The organism is Cytobacillus eiseniae, from assembly GCF_017874625.1.
Taxonomy (GTDB): Bacteria; Bacillota; Bacilli; order Bacillales; family Cytobacillaceae; genus Cytobacillus; species Cytobacillus eiseniae.
In genome coordinates this window covers 106,941-119,986 of record NZ_JAGIKZ010000008.1, presented here as the reverse complement: position 1 = coordinate 119,986, position 13,046 = coordinate 106,941, and the positions used below count along the sequence as shown (strand labels likewise).

General features: G+C 35.8%; 12 protein-coding genes. 8 read left to right on the top strand and 4 right to left on the bottom strand.

Annotation, left to right across the window (positions count from 1 at the left end):
- Nucleotides 1–256: 256 nt before the first annotated feature.
- Entirely contained in the window at nt 257–871 is a 615-nt protein-coding gene (gene recU / locus J2Z40_RS09340) for a Holliday junction resolvase RecU (RefSeq protein ID WP_066395386.1), read from the bottom strand.
- Between the two features lie 116 nt (nt 872–987).
- On the opposite strand from recU, the gene J2Z40_RS09335 reads away from it, so the two are divergent.
- From J2Z40_RS09335 to J2Z40_RS09325, 3 genes are all read left to right on the top strand, one after another.
- Nucleotides 988–1,971 carry a DUF2515 domain-containing protein gene (locus J2Z40_RS09335; protein WP_066395385.1) on the top strand — a complete coding sequence of 328 codons (984 nt, stop codon included), beginning with the start codon at nt 988–990 and terminating at the stop codon, nt 1,969–1,971.
- Nucleotides 1,972–2,350: 379 nt separating this feature from the next.
- A complete protein-coding gene (locus J2Z40_RS09330) occupies nt 2,351–2,623 on the top strand; it encodes a hypothetical protein (protein ID WP_066395382.1) in 273 nt (90 codons plus the stop codon).
- A gap of 268 nt (nt 2,624–2,891) precedes the next feature.
- Complete coding sequence (locus J2Z40_RS09325) at nt 2,892–3,269, top strand: YppE family protein (RefSeq protein ID WP_066395380.1); 378 nt, start codon at nt 2,892–2,894, stop codon at nt 3,267–3,269.
- 45 nt (nt 3,270–3,314) lie between these two features.
- Here J2Z40_RS09325 and yppF read toward each other — a convergent pair whose 3' ends face one another.
- On the bottom strand, nt 3,315–3,497 hold the full coding sequence (yppF, locus tag J2Z40_RS09320; RefSeq protein ID WP_066395376.1) for a YppF family protein: 183 nt from the start codon (nt 3,495–3,497) through the stop codon (nt 3,315–3,317).
- A 245-nt stretch (nt 3,498–3,742) separates the two neighbouring features.
- On the opposite strand from yppF, the gene J2Z40_RS09315 reads away from it, so the two are divergent.
- The 3 genes from J2Z40_RS09315 to J2Z40_RS09305 all read left to right on the top strand — a co-directional run bounded on the left by J2Z40_RS09315 (nt 3,743) and on the right by J2Z40_RS09305 (nt 7,706).
- Entirely contained in the window at nt 3,743–4,276 is a 534-nt protein-coding gene (locus tag J2Z40_RS09315) for a YppG family protein (RefSeq protein ID WP_083953918.1), read from the top strand.
- 180 nt (nt 4,277–4,456) lie between these two features.
- Nucleotides 4,457–5,320 (top strand): ABC transporter permease subunit, encoded by an 864-nt coding sequence (locus J2Z40_RS09310; protein ID WP_066395373.1) that lies wholly within the window; start codon nt 4,457–4,459, stop codon nt 5,318–5,320.
- Nucleotides 5,313–7,706, top strand: coding sequence for an ABC transporter permease subunit (locus J2Z40_RS09305; RefSeq protein ID WP_066395371.1), 2,394 nt, complete (start codon nt 5,313–5,315; stop codon nt 7,704–7,706). The genes J2Z40_RS09310 and J2Z40_RS09305 overlap by 8 nt, the downstream gene beginning before the upstream one ends.
- A 34-nt stretch (nt 7,707–7,740) precedes the next feature.
- Here the strand turns inward: J2Z40_RS09305 and J2Z40_RS09300 are convergent, their stop codons facing one another.
- Together J2Z40_RS09300 and J2Z40_RS09295 are read right to left on the bottom strand one after the other, a co-directional pair.
- A complete protein-coding gene (locus J2Z40_RS09300; protein WP_066395362.1) occupies nt 7,741–8,205 on the bottom strand; it encodes an Hsp20/alpha crystallin family protein in 465 nt (154 codons plus the stop codon).
- A gap of 185 nt (nt 8,206–8,390) precedes the next feature.
- The gene (locus tag J2Z40_RS09295) at nt 8,391–9,083 is read right to left on the bottom strand and encodes a Crp/Fnr family transcriptional regulator (protein ID WP_066395360.1); all 693 of its coding nucleotides are present in this window, start codon (nt 9,081–9,083) and stop codon (nt 8,391–8,393) included.
- 240 nt (nt 9,084–9,323) lie between these two features.
- Between J2Z40_RS09295 and J2Z40_RS09290 the strand changes: the two genes are divergently transcribed.
- Complete coding sequence (locus tag J2Z40_RS09290) at nt 9,324–11,609, top strand: DEAD/DEAH box helicase (RefSeq protein WP_066395357.1); 2,286 nt, start codon at nt 9,324–9,326, stop codon at nt 11,607–11,609.
- Entirely contained in the window at nt 11,599–12,885 is a 1,287-nt protein-coding gene (locus J2Z40_RS09285; RefSeq protein WP_066395355.1) for a ribonuclease H-like domain-containing protein, read from the top strand. Before J2Z40_RS09290 ends, J2Z40_RS09285 begins: the two co-directional genes overlap by 11 nt.
- Nucleotides 12,886–13,046 lie beyond the last annotated feature (161 nt).

Below are 13,046 nucleotides of genomic sequence, written 5' to 3'. Positions count from 1 at the left end.
TTCCACTTTTCATTGTCTAGCTGCAGCACCTAGGGGCTCGAGGTCATAAGCCAGTCCATCAATAAGGTTAAAAAGCAACCTTTTTGCTGTCCAGTCTTATGCTTGTCGCCCCTGGGCAAGGTGCTTCCACTTTTCATTGTCTAGCTACAGCACCTAGGGGCTCGAGGTCATAAGCCAGTCCATCAATAAGGTTAAAGAGCAACCTTTTTGCTGTCCAGTCTTATGCTTGTGGCTCCTAAACAAGGTGCTTCGACTTTTATTTGTTCGAGTTTAAAAGATAATCGATTTTTTTAATATAGTCAATTCTGGGATGGAATCCGAGTGGAATGTGATGACCATATGTTTCTATTTCCTCTTTTGTAATTGACTTTCTTCCTCCGTCTTTCATTCTTTGCCAAAATGTGAGTAAATGGATGGCTTCTAAAAGGAATATTTCCTCTGTTAATGAAAACCGTATAAGGATGAAGCAGATTCCACCTTGCTTAAGAATCTTATCCATATGATCGATTTGGTGAGTATGAAAGTTTTTTAATGGAAAAGATGTTGGATTCTGTGTTTCCTTCGCTTCAAAATCAATATATTTTCCTTTATATACTCCATTATAGTCTGTTGTGGAAGCTTGTTTAAAGTAGGCTTCCTTAATTACTGCAGCACTTCTTTTCGGATAATTCACCTGAACAATTTGAACAGGGGTTGGTTTTTTATGAATGACAGCAATATTGCGCTCCAAATAAAATTCATTCGTTTCGTTAATATCTTCTTCTAAAGTCATGCCTCGATTACTATATGACCATTTTTTTTCTTTCTTTCTCCCTATTATCTCCTTCTTTGCTGGTATATATCGCTTTCCGTTAGGATAATGGAAATTCATCATCGTCACCTCACAAACTACTACTAATCATACCAAAACTCTGTTCGATTTGGTTGAATAAAAAGAGGAACATTGTAAATGTTAAATAATATGTGAGTTCAGAGGAGACTTGTACAATGTTTGATAAGAAAGATTCGACTATCGGCCAGCTCGATTTCGCTGAAATTCAATTAATAAATGAAATAAAAGATAAAACAGATAAAAATAATCTAGATAATATTTCAAGAACAGATGCTTATTTTTCCTATTATAATCAAAATCCAGAAATTCTTTGGTCCTTTCTTGCTAGCATGGTTTCTCGTAATGCTGGCTGGAATATGTGTGATCTCAAAGGTGCACTATTTCCAAAGTTATTGAAGAAAAACTTTCGAAAGAAACTGTTTTTTACTTATGAACGAGCAAATTGGCTTATTTTCAGTGATGCCTATCCTCAATTGCTGCTCTATCAATATTCGACGAAAATAAAACGTCCAATGTTTCATTTATTAAAGTTTTTTCATGTATCTACATTCATGGTAAGAGAATGGAAGCAATTTTGGCGTGAAAGAAATATGCAGCGCCTAATGATCGCTTTAATTATAAATGAACAAAATATAATCCAAAAGCCTGTAATCAAGCATCCTATATATAACTCATCCATATTTCAATCCCCCTTATTTTTGTTCCAAGATTGGTTTCATTTTAGTGCAGTACTTTTCCCAACATGTAAAGGAGAATTATTCGGTGCTAGTGTAAATGGTTTTAAATCTGTTTCAAAGCGAATTGACTTAGGAAAAAGACTGGCAGAAATTTTATTTAATAAGGGATTGTATCCTTCTTTTTATGAGTTTGCGCGAAAAACAGTTCATACAGGGTCAAGGTATGACTATGAACATTTTTTTATTCATAAACCGAAAAGAACGACCCCGTTTTTAAGATGTGCCTATCCGATTATCAACCATCATCGCCACCAATTAACTGATTGGTCAAATTCAGTAAGATTAAAGAAAACATGGATAAATAGCAGTGTGAAGCATCATCATCCTATCCATCTAACGAAATGGTATTTGGATAAACAAAAGCAAATAAGCAAGGCAGTATTTTTAAAAGAGAAGATATAATCATTAAAAAAACGGAAATCGATGCTTCCTGATTTCCGTTTTTCCTGCACTTAAGTTGAAGGACGGTCTGGTCCTTCTAATTTTTTATCCCCATACCCCGTTTTTCTTTCCTCTAATTTTTTTGGTTGGCTCTTATTTTGCTTTTCCTGTCTTTTCATATTGACACCTCCAACTATTAGCGTTTTCAATTTTTGCCTCTCCTATTCAACTTGGAAATTGTCGAAATAATATAAAGATAAGATGAAAAAAACTTCTTTCTTTGCCGAATCGCTTCTAGTTTTGTCAGCAGCAAAGGAAAGGGAGAGATTAGAGAGAATACATAAGACAAATCAAAGAGAAATTCGGATCATATACTGCTTGAACTAGGAGGCTATAAGAAATGAATGAGAAAACAATTTTAAAGGACGAGTTGTTAAACATGTTAGCGGAAATTGCTGATCAGTTAGAGGATCTCGAAAATATTCTTGAAGCAAATCTTGCAAAAGCACGCCAAAATGCGACGGATAATCATTTAGAAAATTTGAAGGACTGTGAAAATAAAATCACTGCTTTAGAGAGAAAAATAGATAAGAAACAAACAAGCGATGAAGAAATGTATCTATCAAATGGATTAAACCGAAAAAAAGGGCTGAAGCTTGAACTTGGATTTTAATTACATTAGAATAAAACCATTCACTAAGTAGCTTTTTTAAAAAGCTACTTTTATTTTATGATAGGGATTAGAACAAGCACTTATATGATTGATGCTACACATCAAGGGGAGTAGTGTCTATCGGTGGCAACTAAGTTGCATGCGCTTTTCACTTCTTGCTTCAGCAGCAACTGCTACAAAATCATAAGTTTGCTCTGGCTAGAAGGTCTTATGTTATTTGTTATTGAAAGAACTACTTGCGCTTTTCTAAATTGGAGATGATTGATAAATGGGAGAATATAAACAGTTTTTGCAGCTTACTCATACATTACTAACCTATCTTGAAACATTATCTAATAGGTTTGTAAAGGCAAAAGAAACAGGAGAAAAAGGGGATTTCTATGAAGAAGTTAAGCCATTTGCGGATGAAGTAAAAGAAATTAATGATAAATGGCAAATGGAAGCAGAGAAATGGATTAAAACAGATAAACCAAAAAATATTCATATGCAGCAAATTGATTCAACATATGAGCATGTGGAGATTCTATCTGTTCAAGCCTTTTTCCCTGATACGAGCCGTTCAAGGTTTAACAGCTCAATTGTTTCTGCAAGATATGTCTTAAATAACATCATTTATTTATTAACTAAAGAAGAAGGGGAGTCCTAAAGAATAGGACTCCCTTTAATTTTGAGTAACATCCTGGGAACTGTGTTAGAAGCTTTCTGGCACTTCGGCCCCTTGAGCTTCGAGCTCACGAACAAGCTGCCGATAAACATTAATACAAATATCGTCTTGAATATAAGCCTTTTTTGTGAAATCTAGCAATTCATTTACAGTTTCGTGATTGTAATTTCGGATTTGAAGAAACCTCATAGATAGTTCGTGAACATTCATAAATAATTCCCTCCTCAAAATTAAGTAAACTGCTTTTTCTTTTTTTTTATCCTACCATAAAAAGGGTGCTGTCCATTATTTTTAAAAAATTTAGACTTCCGACAGATTACTTCATATTATGACAAGTGCTTTGTCATAATTTTTCCTGAGAGCGCTCTGCTGATCAACGTCTTTCTTTATTCACAAGCTGGGCAATATGAACATAAATTACAGTAATGAATAAATTTCAAGGAGGAAGTCTGCCTATGTTTGGCCGAAGAGGGCATAGACCACATTTTGAACAATACGCTGCTTATAACGGAATGAATCATCAGAATCATAGTAGACAGCATGCACAATCACATTACCCAAACATACCAGGAAATTGGGGAGCCCCCTATATGCCACAATATCCAGCTCATTATCCTGAGCAGCAAATGATGAATCCGAATTTTCACTCGGCAAATATGTATCAAAATTATCAAACTTATCCTTATGGACAGCAGAAACAGCAAAGTTATGCACATAGTATTTTCCAGAACCCATTAGAGCCAGAAACGAATTCATATTACGGTCATTCAAAGCAACCAAATACAGTAAATCCATATATGAATCCATACCCTAAGCAATCATTTATTCCGAAACAGCCATCAGGTGTTCAGTCGGTTATGAATTCCTTCAAGACACAGGATGGTACATTAGATTTTAATAAAATGGTGGATACAGCAGGGTCAATGATGAATGCTGTTAATCAAGTTTCTTCAATTGTCAAAGGAATAGGAGGATTTATAAAGGTATAGTCGGGGAGTGAATTATTATTATAAGAAAATTTATTCTGGCCGATAAGGCCTTTTTTTTATGTGTTTTTCAATTAAAATGCTTTTAATTACTATTCTAATTGTATGAATTGGCATAATTTTATTGACAATTACTATTCGAAAGTGGAAAAATAGATTCATGATATTAAAGGGGGATTGACTGTGGCAAGAATCATCCAACAAATTATTATTATATTCCTCTTAATTCTTACATTAGCGGCTTTACCTGTCATCATTGAAGTCAATGCTGGTGAAAAAAGTCTAGAATGGAATGTGGAACAACTGCCAAAAATTTATGGGGAATTCATCAGTGAAATTAGCAAGGGCAGCCTAGGAACCTATCAATTAGGAACACAAGTGCGAGCCATTGAAGAAGATATAGGAGATAACTTCTTTACTAGTTTAAAGGTAATGCTTATCGGTGTGATTTCAGCAATCATTATAAGCTTAATTTTTGGTATTTTTCTCAGTCGCTTCCGCTTAACGAAAGTATTTAATGCTTTTATGAATATCCTATCGACGATTCCTGACTTCATTATAATTATCATGTCTATGATTCTCGCAGTGAAGATCTATCGTTGGACAGGAATTCGAGTGATTTCATTACGTCCAGATGCTGGTGCCTTAAATCTATGGTTCCCTACTTTTCTTGTTGCGATTGCACCAACTCTCTATTTGTTCAAATTAATTTCAGTGAAGTATTATGAGACGAGCGGTGAGGATTATATTAAAACAGCTGTTGCGAAAGGCATGAGCTTAAATTATATTAATTTTCAGCATGTGTACAAAAACATCGAACCATTCATTAAAGCTGAACTGATAAAAGTTATTTCATTAGCGATTGGGAATTTGTTTATCATTGAATACATTATGAATGTATCAGGAATCACGAAATTTATTTTTCAAAGCAATCAAGTACAGCCTATAGCGATTGGGCTATTTGCAATGCTATTGATTTCAGGTATTGTCTATCTTGTTGTGCGAATCGTATTCTATTTATTCAAACGAGGATTTATATATGAGTAAACTATTTAAAATGAATTTCTCACTCTATCTAGGTGTCTTTTGTGTAAGTGTTTTGCTCTTTCTTTGTTTCTTTGGCCCATTAATGGCACCGCATACATTAACAGAAATGCTTGAAACACAGTATCGAGATGGAAAAGTTCTTTCCCCGCCAATGGAACCATTCGAATCAGATGAATATCCATTAGGTACAGATAAGTGGGGATATGACCTCTCAACAATGATTCTACATGGACTCCGCTATACTGTATTCATTGCCCTTGCAATAACGGTAATAAAAATGGGAATTGGTACTCTTTGTGGTTTATATATTGGGACTTGGAGGAAAACACCAAGCTGGATTATTGCGTTTGAAAATGCTTGGAGCTATGTTCCCTTGTTTTTAGTCTTATACTTTTTCTTGCGGCCGATTAGCTTTAATAGTCCATTAGAAACTAGTACACTACTAGGTTATTTTATAGTGATCGCAGCGATAATTAGCATTCCTAGTATTATTTCATCTGTCAGATTAAAAACAGCTGAACTTCATAAATCTGTGTACATTGAAGCGGCAATGGCTCTAGGAGCAGGGAGGAGCAGGCTCATTTGGAAGCATATTTTTCCGCAGATGAAAGAGACCTTGCTCGTTATGTTTCTATTGGAAATTGTATATGTAATTACGATTATGGGACAGCTAGCTTTAGTAAATATTTTTATTGGTGGAACGACGGTTCGGTTCGATCCATTAATCTATTTGTCCGTAACGAAGGAATTGTCAGGTATAGTTGGACAAGCAAGATTAAATATTTATGGCAATACGCATATTCTCATTATTCCACTCATTGTATTATTATTTACAACGATTTCATTTAGCTTGCTCGCGAATGGGTTGAAAAATCGATATCAATCAAACTATGCGCGTACGCCTTGGATCAAAATTGGCCAAATGCCAAATATGAAGCCGATTCGTAAGAAATTCGGTGAAAAGCAGGCATGGTGGCCGCTAAGCGGTGAAAAGCTAGCATTATTATCGCTAATCATTGCCTTTATCGGAGCAGGTACCTATGTGTATGTAACGAAAGATGCGGATGTTGGTGTGAAGAGTGATGCACAAGCAACGTATGATTTACAGTTTGTTATGGATGAGAAAGGTGTATTTGATACAGTTGCGGCAATTGAGGTTAAGAATCAATCGAAGGATGATTGGGAGGAACTCGTCTTTTATTTTATTCCGAATGTTTTCAAGGAAGGGCACCCCTTCGCCTCAGTAAAAGGCCATTCGGAAGTCGAGATGAAAGCAATTGAGATTAATGGAGAAAAGGCGGAATACAGCTTAGAGGAGGATACATTGAGGATTATCTTACCTCCGAACATGAAGGATAAACATAAGCATCGTGTAGAAGTCTCCTATACCTTTACACCTCCTGAAGAAGGTGTTCGTTTTTCAAAGGAAAATGAGAATTACTATCTAGCCCAATGGTACCCAATGGCAGCAACCTATCAGGATGGAAAATGGAATAAAGAAGACTATTCTGATGGAGGAGAAACCTATCATACAGATTTTTCGGACTATCGAGTTCAATATAAGCTTCCAGAAGGTTATTCCTTTGTCTCAACAGCAGAAAAAGACCCAGCACTTTTGAAAAGTGAAGGAACTGTAAAAATAAACAAGGTAAGAGATTTCTTTATTGCAATAATTAAGGATATGGAAGTCCATGAGATGAAAGCGAATAATGGTGTGAACATTCGCTTATTTACTAAAAAGGATCATAATAAGGGGATTGAGGATACACTAGAATTAGCTCAAGACGCACTCCGCTTTTATCAGGAAAAGATTGGTGAATATCCGCATAAACAATTAGACATGATCCTTGATCATGGTGCTTTTATGGAATACCCAGGAATTGTCACGATAAATCCATATATCCAAGATACGTATTTTTATAGGAATGCCATTGTTCATGAAATTGCTCATCAGTATTTTTATGGAGTTGTTAGTAATGATCCATATCATCAGGCTTGGATAGATGAGGGAATAACGGAATTTGCTACATCTATGTATTTTTACGCTGGAAGAAATCAGTCGGAAGGACAAGCCTTCAGTATCCCGAATCGAAGAATGGAAATGGTGAATGAATTAGGTTTGGGCAGACAATATTCAAATGTGCCATTACATGAGCTGAAGAGTTCAGCTTTTATTTATGGACAGCCAGCAATGGAATTATTAAAGATGATGAAAGATAAATATCAACTAAAAGGTGAAGATGTGAAAATTGTCAGCATGCAGTTCCTTTCCGATTATTATCATCATTTTCAATATAAAGAAGTGAATACAGATGAGTTTATTCGATTTGCAAAAGATTATTTCTTAGTACCATCAGGCTATTTTAATAGTTGGTTAAATCGATAGAAATAAAAAAACAAGCAGATAGCTGCTTGTTTTTTTAATCTAAATTTTCGATCGTGATCTGTTTGCCTTTTTGTTTAGGGATGCGGATTTGTAAGAGTCCATTTTTATAGGAAGCCTTTACCTTATTCTCATCAATTGGCTGTGGAAGCGGAATCGAACGGATGGATTTTCTCATTGATTGCTGTTTTTTGATTGTTTTTTGTTTTTCATCTTCTTCAGTGATTGATTCTGTTGAAAGTACGGTAATAGTTACATAATTATCTAAAATGTCTATTTGAATTTGCTCTCTATTTATGCCTGGAAGCTCTGCAGAAATAACATGCTCATCACTAGTTTCATTCACATTTACTTGAAATGTTGACGTAGATGGAAATGGATTTTTGAAGAATTCATCCATCGATTGTAGAAATCCACGAACAGGTTTCTCTTGAAAAAAATGATTCATTGATTTCATTACATCTCCAAATGGTTCATTTTTCCCTTTTTTGCTTTCACTCATATTTATAGCCCCCTTCATACAAAAAAATTCGCAGGAATTACACCACGATATTGTATGATTGAAAATGGGTATTTGTTCCGAATGAATAAATCGATAAAACAGAGGAAACGAGATCTGCAATGCATACATCTTATAATTACATGGATTCCGTCCTTAGACTAAAAAAAACCACATAAAGTGGTTTTTTAAATAATTTCATCTAATAGTCGTTCTGTATCTATTATTATATCTCCGTGTTCATCCGTTTCAATTAGCTTTTCCTTTTTTAATTTCGTTAATGTTCGGCTGACTGTTTCCCGTGTCGTACCAATCATATTGGCAAGGTCTTTATTCGTGAATTCAGCCTTTAGTAAATAGGAGCCGTCTTCAAGGGTATCTCCATGTATTTTTGCTAGGCGAACAAGTAATTTAATAATTTGCTCGTATGTGTTATTTAATACTTGTGCTTCAAGTCGTTCTTGTAAGTCTACTATTTTTTCTCCAAGAACATTAAATACTTTCACACAGAGCTCAGGATTCTCAATTAATACATTTTCAAATTGGTCAATTGGAACAACAACTAATTTAGCATTTTCGATGACCTCTGAAAATGCTGGGTATCCACCTTTACGGAAAAAACCGACATGAGGGAACATATCTCCACTTTTAGCAATTGTGACAATTTGTTCTTTTCCGTTCACATCACTTTTATAAATTTTTATGCGTCCACTTTGAATAAAATAGACATTTTCAAGTGGATCATCTTGCATAAATACATGACTGCCTTTTTTCCATTCACGTGAGATGGAAATTTCTACGACTTTATCCATTTCATCGTCACTTAGCCCACGAAAAAGTGTAAAAGAAGAAAGCATTTTTTTTATTTCAATTGTATTCATTTTTTCACCTCTATTGGTAATGCCATTATTACCAATATTGTAACAAAAAAAACCTTTGAAAAAAGCTTATTCATGACAATTTTTTGAACGTTGTATGAATGTAAGCAGGGAATTCCCATTTAATTGAAGATTATTAAGATAAATAGAAAAAGTTGGTGGTGGATTTATTTTGAAAAAATAGTTATTGCTCTTTTTAAACGAACGTTTATTCGCTAGAATAAGAGATATGAGGTGAGTAGGATGAAAGTTAGAAAAGACTTGAATGAATTAATTAATGAGTTGAAGAATAATGACGCTTATAAAGAAAATATTGTTCATTGGCAAACAATCGAAGCGAAGGAAGCGAAAACTGCTGATATCCCTTTAAATATCCATCCCGCCCTTATGGAAGCTTTGCAAAAAAGAGGCATTACGAGTTTATATACCCATCAAAAGATTGCATATGAGACTGTAGCAACAGGAAAAAGTATCGTAGCAGTTACACCGACAGCCTCGGGGAAAACACTTTGCTACAATCTGCCTGTTCTGCAGACAATCAGTCAGGACCCCAATGCTCGAGCACTTTATATGTTTCCGACAAAAGCATTAGCCCAGGATCAAAAAAGTGAAATCAATGAATTAATTGAGGAATCTGGATTACCAATTAATAGCTATACATATGATGGAGACACTTCTTCAAATATTCGTCAGAAAGTCCGTCAAGCTGGCCATATTGTGATAACGAATCCGGATATGCTGCATTCAGCCATTTTACCACATCATACAAAATGGGTCTCTCTTTTTGAGAACTTGAAGTATGTCATTATCGATGAGCTTCATATTTATAGAGGCGTATTTGGCAGCCATGTAGCAAATGTGATTCGACGACTAAGAAGGATATGTCATTTTTATGGCAGTGATCCTATTTTTATCTGTACATCTGCAACTATTGCCAATCCGTTAGAGCTTGCAGAAACATTAATCGAAAAAGAGCTAGTACTTATTAATAATAATGGAGCGCCGAGTGGAAGAAAGCATTTTGTTTTCTATAATCCTCCAATCGTGAATAAGCCGTTGAATATACGCAGAAGTGCCACACTTGAAGCGAGAAAACTTGCATATGAGTTTTTAAAAAATAAAGTGCAAACGATTATTTTTGCTAGAAGTCGTGTTCGGGTAGAAATTTTACTCACTTATTTGCAGGAGATTATTAAGCATAAGTTAGGACCAAAAGCAATTCGTGGCTATAGAGGGGGCTACTTGCCTACGGAAAGACGGGACATTGAAAAAGGGCTTCGTTCTGGAGATATTTATGGAGTCGTAAGCACAAATGCGCTTGAATTAGGTGTGGATATTGGTCAGCTCCAAGTATGTATTATGACAGGGTATCCTGGAACAATTGCTAGCTCTTGGCAGCAGGCTGGACGGGCAGGAAGAAGGCATAGTGAGTCGTTAGTCATTATGGTTGCCTCAAGCAGTCCGCTCGATCAATATGTGATTCAAAATCCAGCTTATTTCTTCAGCCGCAGCCCTGAAACGGCAAGAATTAATCCAGATAATTTAATTATTTTAATTGATCATATGAAATGTGCAGCCTATGAATTGCCATTTCGGATTGGTGAGCAATTTGGTTCATTTGAAACAGAGGAAGTACTTGAATATTTAGCAGAGGAAAGGGTCCTTCATCAAAATGGAGAGAAGTATTACTGGATGAATGATTCCTTCCCGGCTCATAATATTAGCCTTCGTTCAGCTTCTCAAGAAAATGTTGTGATTATCGATCAATCAGATATCGCTAATATAAGAGTGATTGGTGAAATGGACCGTTTCTCTGCAATGACATTATTGCACGAGGAAGCAATCTATTTGCACCAAGGTACACAATACCAAGTCGAGCTGCTAGACTGGGAGGAAAAAAAGGCCTTTGTCAGAGAAGTAGCTGTTGATTATTTTACGGATGCGAATTTAGCTGTTCAATTAAAGGTACTTGAAGAGGATAGGCGTTACACAACTGCCTTAGGTGAAATAGGCTATGGAGATGTGAGTGTGACTGCAATGGCGACGATTTTCAAGAAAATTAAGTTTGAAACACATGAAAATATTGGCTCAGGGCCAATATCACTTCCAGAAGAAGAACTGCATACGAGTGCGGCATGGATATCAATTAATAAGCCATTTTCTGAGGGGAAACAAGATCGTCTGGAGCATGGTCTAATTGGAGCAGCTCATGCATTACGACATATTGCGCCATTGTTTGTAATGTGTGATCCAGAAGATATCCATGTGATTCCACAAGTGAAAGCAGCCCATAATGAAATGCCATCTATTTTCTTTTATGACCGTTATCCAGGTGGAGTGGGGTTAAGTGATAAGCTATATGAAGGGATGATGCACGTTCTTAGTGAGGCAAAGGAAATGGTCGCTAACTGTCGATGTGAACGAGGCTGCCCGTCGTGCATTGGAATGGACTCAAATATAGATACGGCCAAAAAGGATGTATTGCAATTATTAGCCCACTTTAATAAAGGAGAAATACATGTCAATTAAAAAGAAGCTGAATCGATTAAAATCACATATGTCTCATGAAGGAGGCGTAGATCATACAGATAGGAATCGATCTCATGTAGTGATGGATGACATTCCTTATCGGGATGTTTGGGAAAAGGCAGGAGTAACCCCATATTATTTTGAAGGGAACTATTGTTTAATTCGTGAAGTTGTTTATCCTATTCAACAAATGCATGGCAACTATTCTTTTTCACAATTTATTGACGCAGTCGAAGCTTGGAATCATCATGGGGGCGTGAATCATCCATTATCAGCAGCGGGCTTTCAAGCAGAGAACTTCTTTTTCTTCGATACAGAAACAACAGGATTAGGCGGCGGGGTAGGCAATTCCATTTTTATTCTTGGACATGCAAGCCTGTCGAATAATAGCATTCATTTAAAGCAGCATATTCTCCCTCAACCTGGGGCAGAAGTGCCGCTATATAAGAGTTTTTTAGAAAGTGCGGACTACACAACAATGGCTACCTACAATGGGAAATCTTTTGATTGGCCACAGGTGAAGACTCAGCATACCCTTATTCGGAACCATTTGCCAAAGCTTCCTGAGTTTGGTCATTTTGATTTATATCATGCGTCAAGAAGAATGTGGAAGCATAAATTAGAGCGATTAAAGTTAGCAATTGTTGAAAAGGAAGTATTAGGTATCGCAAGAAAGGATGATCTTCCTGGTTTTCTTGCACCGATGATCTATTTTGACTTTGTTGAAAACAAGGACCCACAAGGAATGTTAAGTATTTTAAAACATAATGAAATAGATATATTATCGTTAATTACTCTTTATACGCATCTATCCTTCCAGATTCTTGGACTTGATAAAAAGCAATCTGCACATGAAAAATATGAAGTGGGTCGCTGGTTCTCACAAATTGGTGAGGCATCGGAAGCCAAACAGGCTTTTATGCATGTGTCTAAAGGAAATGGTGTAGAAGCGATGAAGGCAAAACACGCACTTGCTTTTGAAAATAAGAAGCAAAGAAATTGGCAAGCAGCAATTGACCTTTGGAAGGAAGTAGTCAATGAAGGGGAGGGGATGCTCATTATTGAAGCATGTATTGAATTAGCAAAAATCTATGAGCATCGGGAAAAAAACTTTACGGATGCTATCGCTTTTACAAAAAAAGCAGAGAAAAGTCTACAGCAAATCATCCAAGAAGACCAAATAAAAATATCTATTTCTTTAGATGATTTGACCAAAAGATCAGACCGTCTATCCCGTAAAATTCAAAAACAAAAAAGAGATGAAAAATGCCTATGAATTATCATGAAAATCCACTATTTCCTAGTTGTCTGTCCTATGCGAAAGAGGTAAAATGTATAAATGTGTGATACATTTCAACCGGAATAAAATAGTGGGGCTGGTAATATGTATAAGGCAGTATTGTTCATATTTTTTATTGTGGTTATTTTTACAGCCAT